Source organism: Timaviella obliquedivisa GSE-PSE-MK23-08B (assembly GCA_019358855.1).
GTDB classification, from domain to species: domain Bacteria; phylum Cyanobacteriota; class Cyanobacteriia; order Elainellales; family Elainellaceae; genus Timaviella; species Timaviella obliquedivisa.
This window is the reverse complement of record JAHHII010000003.1, coordinates 174289-193424: the sequence shown is the minus strand read 5'-3', so window position 1 is coordinate 193424 and position 19136 is coordinate 174289. Positions and strand designations below refer to the sequence as shown.

The 19136-nt window shown below is 48.5% G+C and carries 27 protein-coding genes; 17 read left to right on the top strand and 10 right to left on the bottom strand.

Annotated features, from left to right (window positions below; all coding sequences use genetic code 11):
* Window positions 1-127 precede the first annotated feature (127 nt).
* From KME11_06805 to hisA, 3 genes are all read left to right on the top strand, one after another.
* On the top strand, window positions 128-670 hold the full coding sequence (locus tag KME11_06805) for a cytochrome b6-f complex iron-sulfur subunit (GenBank protein ID MBW4514919.1): 543 nt from the start codon (window positions 128-130) through the stop codon (window positions 668-670).
* 81 nt (window positions 671-751) lie between these two features.
* Window positions 752-1765 carry an apocytochrome f gene (locus KME11_06800; protein ID MBW4514918.1) on the top strand — a complete coding sequence of 338 codons (1014 nt, stop codon included), beginning with the start codon at window positions 752-754 and terminating at the stop codon, window positions 1763-1765.
* Between the two features lie 102 nt (window positions 1766-1867).
* Window positions 1868-2641, top strand: coding sequence for a 1-(5-phosphoribosyl)-5-[(5-phosphoribosylamino)methylideneamino]imidazole-4-carboxamide isomerase (gene hisA, locus KME11_06795; protein ID MBW4514917.1), 774 nt, complete (start codon window positions 1868-1870; stop codon window positions 2639-2641).
* A gap of 61 nt (window positions 2642-2702) precedes the next feature.
* Here hisA and KME11_06790 read toward each other — a convergent pair whose 3' ends face one another.
* The gene (locus KME11_06790; GenBank protein MBW4514916.1) at window positions 2703-3992 is read right to left on the bottom strand and encodes an aminotransferase class I/II-fold pyridoxal phosphate-dependent enzyme; all 1290 of its coding nucleotides are present in this window, start codon (window positions 3990-3992) and stop codon (window positions 2703-2705) included.
* Between the two features lie 242 nt (window positions 3993-4234).
* Window positions 4235-5371, bottom strand: a complete 1137-nt coding sequence (locus KME11_06785) for an aromatic ring-hydroxylating dioxygenase subunit alpha (GenBank protein ID MBW4514915.1) — start codon at window positions 5369-5371, stop codon at window positions 4235-4237.
* A gap of 386 nt (window positions 5372-5757) precedes the next feature.
* On the opposite strand from KME11_06785, the gene KME11_06780 reads away from it, so the two are divergent.
* Window positions 5758-6861 carry an MFS transporter gene (locus KME11_06780; protein MBW4514914.1) on the top strand — a complete coding sequence of 368 codons (1104 nt, stop codon included), beginning with the start codon at window positions 5758-5760 and terminating at the stop codon, window positions 6859-6861.
* 213 nt (window positions 6862-7074) lie between these two features.
* Here the strand turns inward: KME11_06780 and KME11_06775 are convergent, their stop codons facing one another.
* Window positions 7075-7347 (bottom strand): hypothetical protein, encoded by a 273-nt coding sequence (locus tag KME11_06775; GenBank protein ID MBW4514913.1) that lies wholly within the window; start codon window positions 7345-7347, stop codon window positions 7075-7077.
* Between KME11_06775 and KME11_06770 the strand changes: the two genes are divergently transcribed.
* The 3 genes from KME11_06770 to KME11_06760 all read left to right on the top strand — a co-directional run bounded on the left by KME11_06770 (window position 7328) and on the right by KME11_06760 (window position 8636).
* A complete protein-coding gene (locus tag KME11_06770) occupies window positions 7328-7591 on the top strand; it encodes a hypothetical protein (protein ID MBW4514912.1) in 264 nt (87 codons plus the stop codon). The two genes, KME11_06775 and KME11_06770, sit on opposite strands and share 20 nt — an antisense overlap.
* Window positions 7592-7890: 299 nt before the next feature.
* Window positions 7891-8214 (top strand): hypothetical protein, encoded by a 324-nt coding sequence (locus KME11_06765; GenBank protein ID MBW4514911.1) that lies wholly within the window; start codon window positions 7891-7893, stop codon window positions 8212-8214.
* Window positions 8215-8441: 227 nt separating this feature from the next.
* A complete protein-coding gene (locus tag KME11_06760) occupies window positions 8442-8636 on the top strand; it encodes a hypothetical protein (protein ID MBW4514910.1) in 195 nt (64 codons plus the stop codon).
* On the opposite strand, the gene KME11_06755 is transcribed toward KME11_06760, so the two are convergent.
* The 3 genes from KME11_06755 to KME11_06745 form a co-directional block, all read right to left on the bottom strand.
* A complete protein-coding gene (locus tag KME11_06755; GenBank protein MBW4514909.1) occupies window positions 8627-8842 on the bottom strand; it encodes a type II toxin-antitoxin system HicB family antitoxin in 216 nt (71 codons plus the stop codon). The genes KME11_06760 and KME11_06755 overlap by 10 nt on opposite strands.
* 80 nt (window positions 8843-8922) lie before the next feature.
* Window positions 8923-9636 carry an aspartyl/asparaginyl beta-hydroxylase domain-containing protein gene (locus KME11_06750; protein ID MBW4514908.1) on the bottom strand — a complete coding sequence of 238 codons (714 nt, stop codon included), beginning with the start codon at window positions 9634-9636 and terminating at the stop codon, window positions 8923-8925.
* Window positions 9637-9755: 119 nt separating this feature from the next.
* On the bottom strand, window positions 9756-10142 hold the full coding sequence (locus tag KME11_06745; protein MBW4514907.1) for a transcriptional repressor: 387 nt from the start codon (window positions 10140-10142) through the stop codon (window positions 9756-9758).
* Between the two features lie 126 nt (window positions 10143-10268).
* Here KME11_06745 and purS point away from each other — a divergent pair, with 126 nt between their 5' ends.
* A complete protein-coding gene (gene purS / locus KME11_06740) occupies window positions 10269-10541 on the top strand; it encodes a phosphoribosylformylglycinamidine synthase subunit PurS (protein MBW4514906.1) in 273 nt (90 codons plus the stop codon).
* A 5-nt stretch (window positions 10542-10546) separates the two neighbouring features.
* On the opposite strand, the gene mutL is transcribed toward purS, so the two are convergent.
* Window positions 10547-12259, bottom strand: coding sequence for a DNA mismatch repair endonuclease MutL (gene mutL / locus KME11_06735; GenBank protein MBW4514905.1), 1713 nt, complete (start codon window positions 12257-12259; stop codon window positions 10547-10549).
* A 52-nt stretch (window positions 12260-12311) separates the two neighbouring features.
* On the bottom strand, window positions 12312-13529 hold the full coding sequence (locus tag KME11_06730; GenBank protein MBW4514904.1) for a SpoIID/LytB domain-containing protein: 1218 nt from the start codon (window positions 13527-13529) through the stop codon (window positions 12312-12314).
* A gap of 276 nt (window positions 13530-13805) precedes the next feature.
* Between KME11_06730 and KME11_06725 the strand changes: the two genes are divergently transcribed.
* The 9 genes from KME11_06725 (at window position 13806) to KME11_06685 (ending at window position 18390) form a co-directional block, all read left to right on the top strand.
* Window positions 13806-14759: a ribonuclease Z gene (locus KME11_06725; GenBank protein MBW4514903.1), complete on the top strand. Its 954-nt coding sequence runs from the start codon at window positions 13806-13808 to the stop codon at window positions 14757-14759.
* Between the two features lie 83 nt (window positions 14760-14842).
* Window positions 14843-15517, top strand: coding sequence for a biotin transporter BioY (locus KME11_06720; GenBank protein ID MBW4514902.1), 675 nt, complete (start codon window positions 14843-14845; stop codon window positions 15515-15517).
* Between the two features lie 35 nt (window positions 15518-15552).
* Window positions 15553-16023 (top strand): lipoprotein signal peptidase, encoded by a 471-nt coding sequence (locus tag KME11_06715; GenBank protein ID MBW4514901.1) that lies wholly within the window; start codon window positions 15553-15555, stop codon window positions 16021-16023.
* A gap of 125 nt (window positions 16024-16148) precedes the next feature.
* Window positions 16149-16529: a rubredoxin gene (locus tag KME11_06710; protein ID MBW4514900.1), complete on the top strand. Its 381-nt coding sequence runs from the start codon at window positions 16149-16151 to the stop codon at window positions 16527-16529.
* A 67-nt stretch (window positions 16530-16596) separates the two neighbouring features.
* Window positions 16597-17598 carry a photosynthesis system II assembly factor Ycf48 gene (locus KME11_06705; protein MBW4514899.1) on the top strand — a complete coding sequence of 334 codons (1002 nt, stop codon included), beginning with the start codon at window positions 16597-16599 and terminating at the stop codon, window positions 17596-17598.
* A 65-nt stretch (window positions 17599-17663) separates the two neighbouring features.
* Complete coding sequence (gene psbE, locus KME11_06700) at window positions 17664-17918, top strand: cytochrome b559 subunit alpha (protein MBW4514898.1); 255 nt, start codon at window positions 17664-17666, stop codon at window positions 17916-17918.
* A gap of 14 nt (window positions 17919-17932) precedes the next feature.
* A complete protein-coding gene (gene psbF / locus KME11_06695; GenBank protein MBW4514897.1) occupies window positions 17933-18067 on the top strand; it encodes a cytochrome b559 subunit beta in 135 nt (44 codons plus the stop codon).
* A gap of 20 nt (window positions 18068-18087) precedes the next feature.
* The gene (locus KME11_06690; protein MBW4514896.1) at window positions 18088-18207 is read left to right on the top strand and encodes a photosystem II reaction center protein L; all 120 of its coding nucleotides are present in this window, start codon (window positions 18088-18090) and stop codon (window positions 18205-18207) included.
* A 63-nt stretch (window positions 18208-18270) separates the two neighbouring features.
* Entirely contained in the window at window positions 18271-18390 is a 120-nt protein-coding gene (locus KME11_06685) for a photosystem II reaction center protein J (GenBank protein ID MBW4514895.1), read from the top strand.
* A gap of 86 nt (window positions 18391-18476) precedes the next feature.
* On the opposite strand, the gene KME11_06680 is transcribed toward KME11_06685, so the two are convergent.
* Complete coding sequence (locus tag KME11_06680; protein ID MBW4514894.1) at window positions 18477-18959, bottom strand: photosystem I reaction center subunit XI; 483 nt, start codon at window positions 18957-18959, stop codon at window positions 18477-18479.
* 51 nt (window positions 18960-19010) lie between these two features.
* Complete coding sequence (psaI, locus tag KME11_06675; protein MBW4514893.1) at window positions 19011-19127, bottom strand: photosystem I reaction center subunit VIII; 117 nt, start codon at window positions 19125-19127, stop codon at window positions 19011-19013.
* Between the last annotated feature and the right edge of the window lie 9 nt (window positions 19128-19136).

The window sequence follows — 19136 nt, the reverse complement described above, 5'->3', positions numbered from 1 at the left end:
GGATTTAGGCTGATTTTCTCATAGAGACTAGCAAGGTACGCGGGTTGAGTTAACTCTTAGGAGAGACATACCATGTCATAATACTCGTAGAAAAACTGCTTAACTATTTAAACCTTTTGCTATAGCCATGGCTCAACTTTCTGGAAATGCAGATGTACCCGATTTGGGTCGTCGTCAATTGATGAATTTTCTCTTACTCGGGGCTGCTTCCGGTCCTGTTGTAGGCATGTTGTATCCGTTCGTAAAGTACTTTATTCCTACCAATGCTGGCGGTGGGGGGGGTGGCGTAGTTGCGAAAGATGCCCTTGGCAATGATGTTGTGGCAAGTGAATTCTTGAAAAGCCACGTTGTGGGCGATCGCGTTTTAACACAAGGATTAAAAGGCGACCCAACTTATATCACAGTGGAAGGTGCCGATGCGATCGCCAGTTATGGGCTGAACGCTATTTGCACCCACCTGGGCTGCGTCGTCCCCTGGAACCCTAACGAAAACAAATTCATGTGTCCTTGTCATGGTTCTCAGTACAACAACGAAGGAAAAGTTGTTCGAGGCCCAGCACCACTGTCTTTGCAACTTGCCCACGCAGCGGTAGACGATGGCGGCAAAATTTCTCTCACCCCCTGGGTCGAAACCGACTTCCGAACTGACGAAGCACCTTGGTGGGCATAGAAATATTTCCTCTGGTCTTTCCTTCAGCAAAAAGCTCTATCCCACTCATTCTCCGAATCCATTGCCATTAACCCTATTCCCATGAAATTATCTTTTCGGTCGGGGCGACCCTTGCGGTATCTGTGGAGCAGCACGATTCTCCTCCGCAAAACAATCCTTAAAAGCGCTTTAACTGTCCTAGCAACCTTTTCGCTGTTCTTCATTAGCGACCTCGCCATTCCTCAAGCTGCCCATGCCTACCCTTTCTGGGCGCAGCAGAACTACGAAAACCCTCGTGAAGCAACCGGACGCATTGTTTGTGCCAACTGCCATTTGGCAGCAAAACCCGCTGAAATCGAGGTTCCTCAAGCCGTTCTACCTGATACTGTGTTTAAGGCAGTCGTAAAAATTCCTTACGACCTGAGCGCGCAGCAAGTGTTGGCTAATGGTGAAAAAGGGCCTCTCAACGTAGGTGCTGTCCTGATTTTGCCTGAAGGCTTCAAAATTGCGCCCGACGATCGCATTCCTGAAGAAATGAAGGAAGAAGTGGGTCCTGGCTATTTGTTCCAGCAGTACAGCGACACTAAGGATAATATCTACATCGTTGGTCCTCTGCCAGGCGAACAGTACCAAGAAATCGTTTTCCCAGTGCTTTCTCCTAACCCTGATGCTGATAAAACAGCGCACTTTGGCAAGTACCAAGTTCACTTGGGTGCAAACCGAGGTCGCGGTCAGGTTTATCCAACGGGTGAGAAAAGCAACAACACCGTCTATACAGCTTCGGCAAGCGGCGTGATTTCAGCGATCGCCAAAACCGATGAAGGCGGCTACCAGGTTTCGATTCAAGAAGCGAATGGCACGACGGTCACGGACGCAATTCCGGTCGGCCCTGAGTTGCTTGTTTCTCAAGGAGAGGAAGTGGTTGCAGGTGCTCCACTGACTACAAACCCTAACGTGGGTGGTTTTGGTCAGAAGGACATTGAAATTGTGTTGCAAAGCGCAGGTCGAATTAAGGGTTTAGTTGCATTTTTAGCGGCTGTAACCTTAACCCAGATTATGCTAGTGCTAAAGAAGAAGCAGGTTGAAAAAGTCCAAGCAGCTGAAATGACCTTCTAGATTCAGTTCAAAAGCACAAAAAGGAGGCGCTTATTGAGTGCCTCCTTTTTCATCAACCTTTTAAGGTTGAGAGGTGCAGAGTTAGTTTTTGGAGAAACAGGTATGGATGTAATTCCAGCGATCGATTTACTAGAGGGAAAGTGTGTACGGCTGTTTCAAGGTGATTATGCTCAGTCGCAGGTGTTCAATGAAAATCCGGCAGCGGTGGCGCAGCAGTGGGTAGAGCAAGGCGCAACTTGGCTGCATTTGGTTGATCTGGATGGTGCGAAGGTGGGGCATCCGGTGAACCAGGGGGCGATCGCGGCTATTGTTCGTTCTACAGAGGTCCCTGTGCAGGTGGGCGGCGGATTGCGCGATCGTCAGAGTGTTGCCGATTTGTTGGCATTAGGTGTGCGGCGCGTCATTTTAGGAACGATTGCTGTTGAGCAACCTGATCTGGTCGCGCAGCTTTGCCAAGAGTTTCCGGGGCAAATTGTAGTAGGTATTGATGCCCGCAATGGCAAAGTGGCGACTCGCGGATGGCTAGAAACTTCAGAGGTGGAGGCGATCGCTCTGGCACAGCAAATGGCAAACTATGGAGCCGCCGCAATTATTTACACTGACATTTATCGGGATGGGACGTTACAGGGCCCCAATTACTCAGCCTTACGAGAGCTTGCAGAGGCGATCGCTATTCCAGTCATTGCTTCGGGTGGGGTGAGTTCTATTACTGATTTACTGAGTTTGTTGGCATTAGAGCCTCTGGGCGTAACTGGCGTGATTGTAGGACGAGCGTTGTATACGGGCGATGTGTCGCTGCGAGAAGCAGTCAGGGCGATCGGGAATGGACGATTGCAGGATGTTCCCCCTGATTTAGGTTCTTCAGCAATTGCATAGAAAAATCCCGGCTTTTTTAACTAAAGCAGCCGGGATATTTATGATTTGCTCAATCTTTGATCTAAGCGCTAATGGTTGCAGGCTTGCTGCTATAGATTTCATTTCGTACCGCAGTCATGCTGCTGACTAACAGGTCAATTTCTTCCTTGGTGTGAAGAGCATTGGCGGTAATTCTAATCCGGGGCTTGGCGATAAACCAAATGGGTGATACCCAAATGCCATGCTCAATGAGCAGCTTGCGGGCAAAAACCTTGGGGTCAAGGTCAGGGGGCAGCAAGACAGGCAAAACGTTGGTTTCACCAATTACATCAAAGTCATGCTCAATTAGGCGCGATCGCAAGTAGCGAGTGTTTTCTTGAAGGCGCTGCACAATCTCAGGATGTTGGCGTACCTGACGAATGCTTTCTAGGGCGGCTGCCGTAGTCGGAGGGGGCAAGGAAATAGTGCCGATTGAGGAAGGTGACACATTCAGCAACGGCTTAAGTTCAGCGACATGAGTGCTAATTGCGGCACCTGCTGAAGCGGCAAACTTCGAGAAGGTGGTCATAATCAACGGAATCACACCTTGTTCGATCGCGTCCTGAGGCAAGATCCCAAAATGCTCGTAAATGCCACCTCCTGTAGCGCCCAAAGCTCCACTTGCATGGGCTTCATCCATCACTAACACGCTGCCCTCATAGTTCTTCATGATGGCGATCATGTCAGGGAGAGGCGCAATGTCACCATCCATTGAAAAGACGGCATCAGAAACAACCATGACGCGATCGTCGGGGCGGACATAGCGCTGCATCTTACGCGCTAAATCGTCCATATCGCAGTGACGATACGCCCGTACGCGAACCCGAGGGCTATGCCCAAACAGCTTGCCTGAGCGTGTACCTGCATTGGCGATCGCTGAGACAATGCAACCATGGTTCAATACATCGGTAAAAATTAAAGTTTCGCGGGTATTTTGAAAACCTGGAACTGGAATAGCCAAGTGGCAAAAAGCATCCATTAACGCTTGCATTGCCAGCCACGCATTGAGGAAAAGTTGCGTATGACCTAGATGCTTAAATTCTGAAATTTCAATCTCTAATTGTCGATGTAGGTCAATTCGACCACTCAGCACTGAACAGGAGCTATTAGAAGTGCCGTACTGCAAAATGGAGTCGATTGCCGCTTGCTGCACCGCTTTGTTCTGCACAAGACCTAAAACGTCGTTCGTACAGAAAGTCAACACCTTCCGTCTGATCCCGGTTTCCGCTTCCTCAATATCGACAAAATTGCCTTGCTTACTATGGCAAATATATTCATCGGGCTCAAGTCCACTTTCATACCAGCGCTGAACGTATTCCTTTACAACTTGCACAGTAAACTCCCCTCACCTTTTTTTTGTCGCTTGTTGTTCTGCTCAACAGCAGATCCTATCAACAGGGCTAAGCCCTCAATCTTAGTCCAACGCTAGACGACAGAGAAGCCCACAACCAAAGTTGTGACACCGAACCCGATCTTAGCGACCCCTGTCATGAACTCGGCAATAGACACACACATATCTATCATTAGTTGAAAAGCCTAGACAGCTATCCTGTTACAGTTACGGCACAGTCACACTCATCTCATCGAATTTTCTGGAGTCTGCTCAACTTCCGCTTCCGTTAGAGTCAGAGTCTCTTCAGAAGAACCGTATTCAATTAGACTTTCAGATGGACTAGATTGTTGCATAAATTGCCGAATGATTAATCTTTGAAGCGCAATGATAGCAGGATTAACTTCTACGTATCGTCGCTCTGGATTGACCTGATAATTGTGCTGTTCGCTCTCCATCATTTCCACATCTTGCTCTAAAAATGGCATGAACAGAAAGTGCCGAATGATAGGCACAATCAGCGACCTGAAAGGCTTTAGCAACCACTTTGGCAAACGAATTTGTAGAAACAGTAGCGAGAACGATCGCGTCTCCTGTGCTCCTACAGGCAACCGCATTAGATAGAGCGATGAGACACCCTCTAAGGTGCTGTGATAATGAGGATACTGATAGTCAATAGAAACGATACGAGTCGTTACACCATCACTTTGGGTCGTAAGCCCCAGAAACTTGGAGAGTTTGCCTTTGTACCGAACGCGATAATCGGCTTGTACCGAAGCGACAGTTTCTTTTAGGCTCAACAATACTGGGTCAAACCAGCCCTGAAGGTTTTTGTGGAGGTAGCCATGAAAAACATCCATCGTGTTTTCGTTGCAGATGGAGAAATGGGCATTGAACTTTCCGGTAATGGGCACTAACACCCAGTCGGGGTGATCAAATTCAGGAACTTCTGGGAGTTGATGTTGGCTAGCTGAAGCCCGATCGCCTGGAAAAATCCAGATAATGCCATATTTTTCCTGAGTCGGATAGCTGCGAGCATTAGCGCGGGGCAGCATTTGACTTTTAGGAAAGTAAGGAATGTTGACACAGTGTCCATCGCTATCAAACTCCCAGCCATGATAGGGACAAGTCAAGCAGTTGCCCACAACCTCGCCTTTGTGTAGCTCAATGCCTTTGTGGGGGCAAGCATCTTCTAACGCAAAGGCTTGACCCGTAGCATTACGATAAACGGCGATCGCCTGTTGCCATACGGTCACTGGCATAACCTGCCCAACCTTCAACTGCTCAGCCCAAGCCACCGGATACCAGTGATTCGGGTTAATTCCCACCTCACGAACCTGATTTTGTACTGTCTGACTTTTAAGTTCTGTTGCCAGTTCCATTTACTGCTCACGGTGATAAGTAGTCCACCTTAGCCATCAAACTAGATTGGGCAGGGCTTGACAAGCCCTAATGTGCAGGTTTTGCTCCTGGCACTTAAGGTTCTGGCAGCCAGGGTTCTGGCAGTCACAAACAGAGGTTCTGAGGGGAAACTAACCTTCCCTATCGGATGGCAGTTGAGCAAGGGGCACTTGAGCAAGGTCAAGGTGCAGTTCCTAAACTGCACCTGCTGTCAGCCCGTAGAAACTCAAAATAAGCTTAGATTTAAATCTAAGTTGCACCTGTCTATTGCATTCCACGAAGGACTCCCTTGATAACTTTACAACCCGTTAAGCAAGAACGGTTTTACCAATTTTTGATTCTACTCGCTACTGGTTGGCTAACCACGATGTCGGGGGGTGTTGTGCCAACGGTGTTGCCTGAAATGAAGCTGGAACTGGTGCTAGATCCTCAATGGGTGGGTATGTTGGTCAGCACTCATGCTCTGACCAGCGCCCTTTCTACGCCGTTGTTTGGAATTTTGGCAGACCGAGTTGGCAAGCTCAGAGTCATGCTGCCCTGTTTGCTGCTGTATGCGATCGCTGGAACTGCGCCGGCTTTCCTGACTAATTTTTCGGCTTTAATTCTGAGTCGGGCGATACTGGGCGTTGCCAGTGGTGGCGTTGCGGCAGCAACGATTGGTTTTTTGGGCAGTATGTACGATGGTGAAGCAAGGACTCGTATTTTGGGCTATGCCACCAGTGCTATGGCGACTTCGGCGATCGTCTGTCCTCTGCTAAGCGGATGGGTCGGGCAAACTCACTGGCAACACGCTTTTTACATCTATGGTCTGGGGTTGCCCATGGCGATCGTGGCTGCTGTTTTTCTGAAAAAATCAACGCGATCTTCCTCGGTCATTGAAGGCGATACGAAGAAATTGCGGAGAGTTTTGGTTCAACCTAACGTTTTGCGGCTCTATTTATTTATTATGGTGGCAGCCGCGATTGTCTACGCTGTAGTGATCTATACGCCTTTGTATCTTAAAGAGGCGATCGGGGCTGACCCTCAGCTTAATGGGTTTGTTCTGGCAGTTCGGTTGGTCGGAGTTGTTTTAGTATCGGCTTTTGGGGCGAGTCAGGTTTCTCGACAATTGGGGCAAGCCAGGGCGATCGCGTTAGGCTTTAGCTTCATGGCGATGACGCTAGCGACCATTCCTGTTCTCACTCAGCTTTACCTGATCATTCCTGCTGCCGTTCTTTTTGGCGTTGGGTTTGGCATTATCACCCCTAATCTTTACGATGCTCTCGCGATCGAATCGCCGCCAGAACTGAGAACTAGCGTGTTGGCGATCGGGACTGGGTGTAACTCTTTGGGGCAGTTTATTTCTCCAGTGCTATTAGGACTTGTTTGGAACTATGCAGGGTTGCCTACCGTTTTCTATGCAACCGCAGGTCTGGCGATGGTTGCGAGTTTTGTTAGCTTGATCGAGAATCCTCAGAAAAGGATGGGATAGGCGGGTGAGATCATAAAAAATGGAATCCTTACCTTTGCAATTGTGAATCAGACCCCTACAATCGCCCGATTGAGCACTTCCATTGTGATCATGACCTTTTCTAATTGCCCAACACAGCACTCTTAAAGCGATCGCATTCACATCTTTTACAAACTCAGGAGTGTTTTGTTGCGGAAGCGATCGCTCTATGAGTGAAACCTTCCCAAATTTTAGCTATAAACCCGCTGTCATTTTTGGTTGTACCCCTGCTGGTTCTGCTTCCTTCGACTTCTTTGGCTTACGGGCAAAGTGTTGACTCATGTCTGCCATCATTGCTTCTAGACTGGCACCCTGACCACTGGCTTTGGCATAGCGATACGCCTCAAGAGCCTGGGCATAAGCATCGCTACCTGTTGCAATCAGAGTGGCATCAATTAAGTCGTGGAGTTGGGTTAGCCCCATTTGAATTGTGGAGAGGCGATCGAAGGTGGCTAGGTCTTGGCGCAATTGCTCAACCTCGAACGCTCGCGGTAAGAAGTCGGAGTTTTGGGAAATTACATCCAGAACTTTTCCTGCAAAAGCTCGGTTCTTGTCGCCCATCCCTGACAAAGATTTGCGCGTTTCTGCTGTCAAGTCTTGCAGCATTGGGAGTTGTTCTCGTAACTGGGCGATGAGGGATAGAGCCGTATCGCGATCGCGATCGGTGATTGAGGCAGCGGAAGTTATGGAGGCGATCGTTGCGCTGTCGTGAGGGGCAGTTGTGCCGTTGGTTGGGGTTGCGTTTGCGGGAGCAGTGTCGTTGGTTAAAGTCTTATTACATGATGATGGTGCGCTTGTGTGGAAAATAATGGTTTTCTGGATTAAGAAACCGTGGTTTTAGCGTTCCCAGGAGGAGGGGGGAGGAATGCAAAGTTCAAAATGATCAATTCAAAATGGGTTTTTTGAACGTTGAACTTTGCATTTTGAATTCATAAAACTCTAAAAATCTGGGATCTTGAGCAAGGTATAGTGCTCCAGACTTCAAAGGGACATAGCGATTGGATCAGTTCTGTGGCAACATCACCTGATGGCAAGCGTGCTCTTTCTGCTTCGGCTGACACAACTCTAATTCTCTGGGATCTTGAGCAAGGCGTGATGCTTCAAATATGGCAGGAACATAACGATATAGCCTTATCTGTAGCAGTGCTGCCTGATGGCAAGAGCGCCCTCTCTTCATCAGAGGACGGTGTCATAATTCTCTGGGATCTTGAGCAAGGCATAGTGCTCCACGCTATAGAGGGAAATATCAGTATCATGGCTGTGGCAGTGATGCCCAATGGCAAGCAAATTCTCTCTGCATCATATGATCAGACTTTAAAGCTTTGGGATCTATAAAAGGGACAGAGCATTGCTAACTTCATTGGGGATATCCCTTTTCTACTGCTGCGCTGTTGCACCCGACGCCAAAACCCTAGTGGCGGGCGATCGCGCTGGTAAAGTCCATTTCTTTAGACTGGAATAGCGATCGCATTTAGGATTGCAAAGGATGCATTCCCGCTGTACTCAAAGAGCATTGAACAGGAATGTAAAATACAGAAAACGAGGTTTTGACTAGAGGGTTTATGTCAATTCAAAAAATCATCCAAGAGCTACAAGAGATTCCCGAAGACAAACTCGCAGAACTGTACGACCTAATTCACTACTTTCGCCTGGGCTTAAACCAAGAATCTACGCAGCCTCGCACCCCTGGTCTACTCACCGGAAAACTCGGAGACGCTTTTTTTGAACCCCTCCCAGAAGAAGAACTTCAGCAATAGGAATAAATTACCTCATTGACACCTTGATCGGTTGACTCAACTGCATCATGACTATTGGCAACATCCAGCCAACCCTCGATCGCATCCTGCAAATTAGCCATCACTTCTTCCATCGAGTCCCCCTCAGTCACGCAACCCGGAAGCGCAGGCACCTCAGCCCAATAGCCGCCCTCTTCTGCCGAATGAACGATCGCTCTGATTTTCATACCCTTACCTAGCGCGTGATTGAGAACATATTATTAATAGCTTAATGGGGCGACTCAATCTGGCAACAACTGCTGAGTTCCTACTTCAACAATTCCTCAAACTGTTTCTCCCAACTCTCTTGATTGCCCTTAGCGACTTGCACGATCGGAGAAAAGGCGATCGCGCTATTGACCAGCCAGTTAACCAACGACAACGGAAACCGGAGCGGACGAGCAATATCGAGGAATAGCACCACTCGATAATCATTGGTATCGTTCCAAACCTCGTGGTAATAAGTGTCATCAAAAATCAGACTCTTTCCTTCTTCCCAGTAAGCAATCTGATCGGCTAAACGAATGCGGCAAGCCTCTCTCGGTTCAGGAACTTTTAGCGCTAGGTGGTAGCGAATGAGTCCTTTGTGTTTGCCTCGGTGTTCAGGAATATGTTTGCCAGGAGCAAGGATAGAGAAAAACGCAACTTTGAGACCTGGAATCTTGCTGAGCAGCTTCGTAGTTTCAGGGCAGCGATCGCAGTTCTTCTGCGCCTTAAACCCAAAGCCATAGAAGAAGAAAGTCTTCCAAAGATTATCATTGGCGATCCGGGTTTGCCGAGGAGAAATATCTTGGAAATTGGGCAACGAATCTGCATATTCCAAAACTCGATCTAGCTCTTGACGAATCACTTTCCAATTCGCCTCTAACTCATCTGCCCAAGGAAACTGTGACTTATCAAAAAAGATAGATTCTCCAATCACCGAGTATTCCGGCACCATACTCTCAATTTTTTTGGCTGCCTTGTCCAGTAACCCTTTCATATCGCCCGATTTTTCTAAAGGTCACCTGCTATTAATTCATGCCCAATGCCCAATGACAAGTCGAAACGTTCCAGATCTTGCGGTGGAACATGAATACTTCCTGATCTAAGGCACAATATTTAAGGCACAACCTGACAGGCTTCACAAAGCCCAAAAAACTCTAGAGTGTGGTAGAAAATCTTGAACTGATGGGATTGGTGAAGCTGGTTCTCTAACTCATGAACAGGACATTCGTGAATGGGAATGGATGCGCCACATTGTAAGCAAGTGAGATGATGCTTATCTTCCTTAACAGTGCTATAGAGCGATTCCCCATTAGCTACTGTTCTGACCTGCACTACGCCCTCTAGCTTCAATGTTTCCAACGAGCGGTAAACAGTGGCAAGCCCCATACTGTCTTTGCCCTCGCGCAGTTTAATATAAATATCTTGAGCAGAAATTGCTTGCTTTAAGCTTTTTAGCAATGTAAGAATGCGTTCCTGGCTCCGAGTTCTTTGGGTTTTCATGACAATGCAGCAGTCTATCCTGGCTTTTTGTCTATTTTAATCGGTCGATCGCCTGTCAGTTTTGCTTAAGATTTTGCTTTAGAATTGTCCATGTTATTCCGTCTCTTATTGCCGCTGTTATCACCCATGTCTCAAAACTATCACGCTCGTATCTACGTTACGCTTCGTGCTTCGGTGCTTGACCCAGCAGGAACGGCGGTTCAGGCTGGCTTGAAGCACATGGGCTATGACAATGTGGAGCAGGTTCGCATTGGTAAGTACATTGAGGTGAAGCTGCAAGCCACAGATGAGATGGCGGCTCGGCAGCAGCTTGACGTAATGTGTGATCAGCTTTTGTCGAACCCGGTGATTGAGAATTATTGCTTTGAGTTAACAGCGATCGCCCCTACTAGTGTCTAGCCCGTCTAAATCCCGTGGCTCTTACCCACTACCCAATGCCGCCGGAAAAACCGCGATAAGCTGGATTCTTCTAAGGGCAGATAAATTGGACGACCGTGGGGACAGGTGCGTGGGTTGCGGGTAGCTTGCCACTGCTCGATTAAGTTTTGCATCTCGGATAGGGAAAGCGGTGTGCCATTGCGAATGGCGGTGCGGCAGGCAGTAGCAACCAGAGCAGATTCTAAATCTCCGCCTTGGCTCAGTTCTACTAAAGCATCGGCGCAGTCTTGGCGTTGTGCAAGGGAGAGAGGGACAGTGCGGGCTGCCCAAAGCTGTTCACCAAAGGGTTCAACGAGAATGCCAATGCGTTCAAGCTGTTGGATCTGCGCTGCGGAAAGTTGGCTGAGTGTGACGGGTGGTTCTACAGGAACTAGCTGCCAGCGATCGCGCAATTCCTCATACAGGACTCTTTCGTGGGCAATATGCTGTTCTACAAGCCACATGCCGCTAGAATGCTCGACCAAAATATACATTTGCCGGACTTGTGCGATCGCTCTAAAAGCTGCAACTGAACTCTCTGTAAAACTACCTGTAGAACTATCTGTAGCCGATTGACTCGTGCTCGAATTGACACCATAGTTTCCTTGAGCTTCGGCGGCTTTAATCAGGGTACTGACTCGTGAAGTGTAGAGAGAGTCAGGAATGCTAGAGCTAAGCTGAAGAGTCTGGGCGATCGCTTGACTAATTTGCTCTTGCCAGTCTGCCAAATTTTGTAAATAAATCTCGGTTTTAGCAGGATGGCGATTCCAGTCTATTTGCTCGGTTGGAACCTGAAGATGGACAAAGCAAACGGGATGGCGATCGCGGGGAAGAGTGCGCCGTAGACTACTAAAGATAGTTTGCTCTAGTTCAGGGACTTTGACGACGCGACCATTGACTGCAACCTTTACCCAGTCGGGGCGATGGCGATGGCAGCGATCGGGTAAGCCTAGCAGCAGATAAATTCCTGGAGCTTGATCAGGCAAGGAAAGCAAATCTGCCTCATTGGGTTGATCCACAAGACTGATTTCTCTCAGGTCGGTGCTTTCTACTTCCCGTAGAATTTGCGGCAAAATTTGCTGTGGAGAGGGGCTTGCCCACAGAACAAACCAGGGGCGATCGCTCTGCTCGACTTGCCAAGTAACGTGAGGATGGCAGAGTGCCAGATGCTGCACGGTAAGTTGAATGGTGCGTAACTGTTGTGTTGAAGGAGGCACGCTTTGGCGGCGAGGGAGCCAATTACCGAAGATTTGACTAGCAGTGACGATCGTGCCAGGAGCGATCGCCAGAGTTTTGACCTCAACCGGGTTGCCTTGGTGATTGTAAGCGACATGCCAGCCTTCATCTTTTTTGTTAGGGCGGCTACAAATTTCTAGGTCAGAAAGTTGAGCGAGGCTATGCAGCGCTTCACCTCGGAAGCCCAGGCTAGAGATCTGCCAAAGATCGCTTTTGCGTTGAATTTTGCTAGTGCTATGGGGCATGGCGGCTTGGTGCAGATCCGCGATCGCCATGCTTTTGCCATTGTCGGCAACACGAACCCGCCATTGATCGAGCCATAGCCCAATGCTAATTCGGGTTGCGCCTGCATCCAGAGCGTTTTCCGCCAGTTCTCGAACCACCGCCGCTAAGGAGTCAATCACTTCTCCAGCCGCCATGAGGTGAATGACTTCGGTCGGTAGGGCTTTAATCTCGGAGGTCATGTCCTCAGTTTAGCTCAGCCAGCAATGGGCGATCGCGGCTCACTTCATCCTTCTAGTTAACCTCTAGCTTCGCCAACTTCACCCCAGTGTAGTAATGCAGCAAAATTTCCGCGTAGTTTTTACCCATCTGCGCCATCCCAAAAGCACCCCACTGACTTAGCCCAATGCCGTGACCATAGCCACCACCACTAAACCGAAACGCGGAAGGTACCACGGGTGGATTTCCTGCACTCGCAACGGGCTGAGTTTGAGTCACTGCAACTTGTGAGGGAATCCCCCTTAGCCCTAAGGCTTCTCTAAGCTGATTGCCTGTCAGGGTGCGATCGCCACTAGTGCCAATAAACTTAATTTGAGCAATCTTACCGTTTGAGGAAGGTTCAGCCGTATAGCCTTTAATGTCGCCAATATTAGACACAGCTTGCTTCAGCTTTTGGGCTGAAACATCCATTGTCCATTGGCAGCTTGCTAAAGCTTGAGTAACCGTCAAGTCATAGTCTTCTACACCCCGCAGATAAGGCAATGCACTAGTCCAAACATCTTCAGAGTTTTGGGTGCGTCCGCCTGAACAAGCACTAAAGACAGCGTTAATGATTTGACTGTTGTAGGTCAAAACGATGTCTTGGGTAGAATCGACGGCGGCTCTCGTTTCGGCAGTTTCTAGATCTAGCCCATCGTAGTACTGCCATTGAGTTGTGTCACCCACATCAAACACATCGTTGGCACTGGTTTGGCGTTGGTAAAGCGCGTAAGTACGAGCGGCGATCGCCTGTGCCCGCAGCGCTTCCATAGGGAAACGCGACCCCATTTCTCCGCCCACCACGCTATAGAGATAATGATCAAGATCCACATAATTAACTGCGGTCAGTCCGCCGTCTGTAGGCACCACCAACACCCGTCCGCGATACCACTTGTCACCCACAAAAACGTAGCCGCCGTTGCTAGGTTCTACCCAAATTGCCCCGGCTTGAAACTGACTGAACGCCACCAGCCCTGCTTTTGGCTCTGCCACAATCGCGTTCATGGCTGGAATCTGAGAGATTTCTTTGTCCGTCGCCACATCTCTTAAGACGGCATCGGTTGAGCTACCCACTTTAACCTGGCTGGCATCTCGCTCAACGGCAACGCGCAGTTCTAGGGCAGCAGCATGAGCGGGAGCGGCAATGAGCCAAATTAACAATGCCATCCACCACGACTTTTTGCCAAGGTGAAGAACCCAGGAGAACTGCCGAAGTGCAATCGACGGAGCTTCGGCACAGACTTTCGATGTCATGAGAATCAATTCCTTGCACACTTAGAGAACGCTTTAAAGACTTTCAAAGGAATTTTTCAAGATCGGGGTATTTTCAGCCCTGGATTATCCTAAGGCAAATATCGTGAGAGTTTAAAGAAGAAATGAACAACTAAGCACTTTTTGCTCTGACGTTTCAAAGCTTTTGTAGGTTTCCCCATGGGTTGAGATTTGAGGACACCTTAGTTGTGTAGATATGTTTCTGGAGGCGATCGGTCTAATATAGAGAGGTTGAAAGCTTTGTAGGATTCTCGAACCTTGCAAATCACGTTTCTAGGAACCAGTTCAGGCGTACCCACGCGATCGCGGAACGTCTCTAGTATTGCTCTGCGTATACCCCAACGCGCCGAAACCTGGCTGTTTGACTGTGGCGAGGGCACCCAGCACCAAATTCTACGCAGTGACATTAAAATTAGCCAGATCACCCGGATCTTCGTCACCCACATGCATGGCGATCATACCTATGGGTTGATGGGCTTACTGGCAAGCTGCGGACTAGCTGGAAACCCTAGCCGCATTGATGTGTATGGGCCGCCCAAATTAGACGAGTACCTGAGAGCGTGTGGACGCTATTCTCAAACCCATTTCTCCTATCCCATTAAAGTGCATACTGTCCAGCCTGGAATCGTCTTTGAAGACCACGAATTCACGGTGAGTTGTGAAGCGCTGACCCATCGCGTTCCGGCGTTTGGCTATCGGGTGGCAGAGCACGATCGCCCCGGACGGTTTGATGTGGAACAAGCGGCGGCGCTGGGCATTCCGTCGGGACCTCTGTACGGCAAGCTGAAGCGCGGCGAGGCAGTTACTTTGCCCGATGGTCGGCAGGTTAATGGGGCTGACCTGTGCGGTGAAACCCAGGTTGGACGGAAGTTTGTTTACTGCACCGACACCGTTTTTTGTGAAAATGCGATCGCCCTGGCGCAAGATGCTGATGTGCTGGTGCATGAAGCAACTTTTGCCCACCAGGATGCAGAGTTAGCCTATCAAAGACTGCACTCGACCTCAACCATGGCGGCACAAGTGGCATTAGAGGCACAGGCAAAGCATCTGATTATGACCCACTTTAGCCCTCGGTATGCCCCAGGAAATGCGATCGTGCTAGATGACTTATTGCAAGAGGCGCGATCGATTTTTCCTAGTACCAGCATGGCTTACGATTTCTTAGTGCATGAGATTCCGAAGCGGGTTGAAGAACTGATGGCAGTTTGTTAGCGCTTCTTCCTAGATCATTTCTCTGAGCCATTTTATGAGGAGTGAGTATAATTCTTGGGGTGAAACAGGGAGCCGCAAATTTAATGGTAAGAAAGCTCAAAACGACAATTTTTCAATCTCTGCTCCCACGGTTGCAACCCCTTTCCCTTCCAACCCTTCCTGCCGTGAAAGTTCCACCCGCTGCTGAAATCCTTTGGGCAATTATTGGTCTGATTTTGACCATTGGTGGAACTTTGCTGGAAGCCTTTGTGCCCAGCCCTCCCTGGAGTTGGATACAGAATGGCACGGTAGAGGCTTACTCGTTAGGGGTAACTTGCCAAGTTGGGGCGGTGCTGTTGGTGGGATGCTTGGGGGGCAAAAATGCGGCAGCGATTTCGCAAGTTGCTTATTTACTCTTGGGTCTAACCTGGTTCAATGTCTTTACTCAGGGTGGGGGAGTTGATTATGTTCTCAATCCTCGGTTTGGGTACTTGCTAGGGTTTATTCCGGGTGCCTGGATTTGTGGATTTTTAGCGTTTCGGCTGCCAGTCAAGCTGGAGCATTTGGCGTTGAGTTGTTTGATGGGGTTGCTCAGCATTCATACCGTGGGCATGAGTTATTTGGCGATCGCCAATTCCTTTAATTGGGCTGTTGTAGGCGCAACGTCGTTGCCTCAAAGCTTGCTCACCTATTCTCTTTCCCCTCTGCCAGGTCAACTAGCGGTAATTTGTGCGGTCGCTGTTGTTTCCTTTGCCCTGCGCCATGTAATGTTTTATTGAGGCGATTTCCTCCTCAGTTGTCTCATGCATACAAGATGAATTTTAAGAATCAAACTTTCTGGGTAGTTGCTCTCTTGGGGCTAATCCTAGACCAAGTAACCAAATTTGTGATTAAGCAAACCTTCGAGCTAGAGCAGTCTTTGCCCCTCTGGAAAGGCGTTTTTCACTTAACCTATGTGACTAACAAAGGCGCAGCGTTTAGCCTATTTGCTGGGCAAGGGGTATGGCTGCGTTGGCTTTCTTTGTTAGTGAGCCTGGGGCTGATTGCTTTAGTAGTGTTTAGCCCAAACCTCAGCAAGATGGAGCAAATGGGCTATGGCTTTATTTTGGCAGGGGCATTGGGCAATGGCATCGATCGCTTTTTAGCAGGGGCAGTGGTTGACTTTTTGGACTTTCGGCTGATTCAGTTTCCAGTTTTTAATGTGGCAGATGTTTGCATTAACATCGGCATCTTTTTTCTGCTACTGGTTAACTTTGTCAAACCCTCCAACGAGAGTAAACGATAAAACTTGTCTCTCTGACGTTTTCTGATAGAGGCAACCGTCTATGTCATAATCTTTAACATAGATTTTAAGATTTCTCTGCTTGCTCGTGACTAGATTAATTTGTAATTCAAATTGGAGTGCCACCAATGAGCCTGGATGATTTGGAAGCGCCCCCAATCGGGACAGAAACGTCTGAGCCGGAAGTGATTGACCCTAAAACTCTCGATCGCTTTGAATGTGGGGCTTGTGGCTACACTTATGAGCCTGTGAAAGGAGATAGTACCGGGAAGATCGCGAGCGGTACTGCATTTGAAGTTCTTCCTGAAACTTGGCGTTGCCCGGTGTGCGGTGTCCGTAAAGAAAGATTTAGCAATATTGGTCCCGCTGGAAATCCTTCAGGATTCAAAGAAAACCTGCGCTACGGATTAGGAGTGAACACGATGACTCCTGGGCAAAAAAACATCTTAATTTTTGGAGCTTTGGGCGCATTTTTTCTCCTTTTCCTCAGCCTCTATGGTTTGAAGTAGGAGCCGTTCTGACTCCGTTATGTCTGATTGTTAACCATCAAAATAAGAGCTACTGTTCGTAAATCTAATGCACCCTATTTTCAAGCCAGTTAAGCAAATTCTGATTGTGTTGTCTGTCGTGCTGCTCTGTAGTGGTTGCGCTAAGGCGTTTTTGCCTGCTATTACTCCTAACCCGTGGGAAGTAATTAGCTTGCCGACTGAGGCAACCCTCTCAGATGTTGCATTCACCGACGATCCTAACCACGGTTGGCTAGTCGGTCAGCGATCGACGCTTTTAGAAACCACTGATGGGGGGCAGACCTGGGAATTGCGAGGTCTGGATCTGGGCGCTGAACGGGCGGGCTTCCTGTCTGTCAGCTTTTCGGGGCAGGAAGGTTGGGTGTTGGGACAGCCTAGCATTCTGCTGCACACAACCGACGGTGGTCAGAACTGGGAACGGGTTCCTCTTAGCGAAAAGCTTCCGGGCGCACCCTATGCGATTAGCGCGCTGGGCGAAAAGTCTGCTGAAATGACGACCGATGTTGGCGCGATTTATCGAACAACAGATAGCGGTAAGACTTGGCAGGCATTGGTCGAAGAGGCAGTAGGCGTGGTGCGCAACATGGTGCGATCGCCTGATGGCAAATACGTTGCGGTTTCTTCGCGGGGCAGCTTTTACTCCGTTTGGCAACCGGGCAACGATGCCTGGCAGCAAGTTTTACGCAATAGCTCCCGCAGATTGCAGAATATGGGCTTTGGCAAAGATGGTCGGCTTTGGCTATTGGCACGGGGCGGCATTTTACAGTTCACGGATCCTGAGAGCGAAAGCGGTTGGTCGGAAGAGATCACTCCTGAGTTTGCAACCAGTTGGGGACTCTTAGATGTAGCCTATCGTACCCCTGAAGAAATTTGGGTTTCGGGCGGTAGCGGCAACTTACTCGTAAGCTACGACAGCGGTAAAACTTGGAACAAAGATAGAGAAGTAGAAAACGTTCCTTCTAACCTCTATAAGATCATTTTTCTAAACCCTGAAAAAGGGTTTATTCTGGGGCAGCGTGGCACATTATTGAGATATCGACAAGCCGCTTAAGCTGTGATTCTCAAGGCACTGTATGATAAAAGAACATGATTGTTGTTGACTTCTAAGAGAGGAGAATAATGGCAGGTACTACTGGCGAAAGACCATTTTCAGATATTGTAACTAGCATCCGCTATTGGGTAATTCACAGCATTACCATTCCGGCTTTGTTTATTGCGGGTTGGCTGTTTGTGCAAACCGGCTTGGCGTATGATGTGTTCGGAACTCCTAGACCTAATCAGTACTTCACTGATTCTCGGACTGTTCCACCAATCGTCCAAGATCGGGGCGAAGCGAAAACGCAGATTGATGATTTTTTGAAAGCGAATTAGATACCAGGATAACTATGACAAGTAATAATCCCAATCAACCTGTTTCTTACCCCATTTTTACCGTTCGTTGGATCGCGGTTCATACCCTCGCGGTTCCTTCTGTTTTCTTCATTGGCGCGATCGCAGGAATGCAGTTTATTCAACGTTAGGAGAGAGTTCTGTGGCACCTATTAATCGTCCTGAGAATCCCAATAAGCAGCCCGTAGAACTAAACCGGACTTCGCTTTACTTGGGTTTGCTGTTGATTTTTGTTCTGGGAATTTTGTTCTCCAGCTATTTCTTCAATTAATCGATCTTATTTACACTGTTTCGCTGTGTTGACTTAAGCCGTGAGTTAGGAGGTTAAAAAACTATGTTTCAATCCGGTAGAATTCCGCTTTGGCTGGTTGGAACCGTTGCTGTGACGGGCGTTTTGGTTGTAGTAGGGATCTTCTTTTATGGAGCCTACGCAGGGCTAGGTTCATCAATCTAGAGTTCATTAATCTAGATATTTATATTAGAAAAGCCCCCAACTTCTACTAGAAGTTGGGGGCTTGTTTTGAGTGGACTTATACCGACTTATACCAAGTTACCTAACCCATCAATTAGCCCAGAGCTAATGACAGTGAACAGCAAGAACGCGACTGCTGCTCCACCCACACCGCCAACGAGGAAGCTGCTTGCAAACTCGTTCCAACCTTCAGGAGTTGCCAACTCGGCAGGAGCCTTGGGAGTAGTCAGAGTGCTAATTGGGCCGTTGGGCTTTGAACCTGCATAGATGGACAGACAAATCGTGAGAATTACCACAAGACCTACTGAGAAAATTAGCCCTGCCATGTCTGCCACGCTAGAGTTGCGGTAGGGCCCTAATAAGGTGAAAGGCCCATAGAGCAAGTAGCCGTGTGCCATGCCAATTTCCAGACCTCTGCGCTGGGCAGAAAGACCTGCGCGGTAGGCAGGTAGGTTATTGATAAGGGCTTTAGTAAAATCAGAGGAATTAATGGGGGTGGCGAGGTTTCCTGTTTGAGGATCTCCACCCGATGAAACAACTTCTGCGGTCATGTTGATTGTTCTCCAAAAAATTGCTTTTGTTTATCGCCAAAAAAGAGTGGTTTAAATGCCGTCGGCATCTTCCCGCTCAATGTAAAGGAATAAAAATGCCATTGCCACAGCGGGCATGATGATCCCTGTAAGGGGTACGAAAATAGAAGGCAAGAGTGAAGCTGTCATGTATTGGAG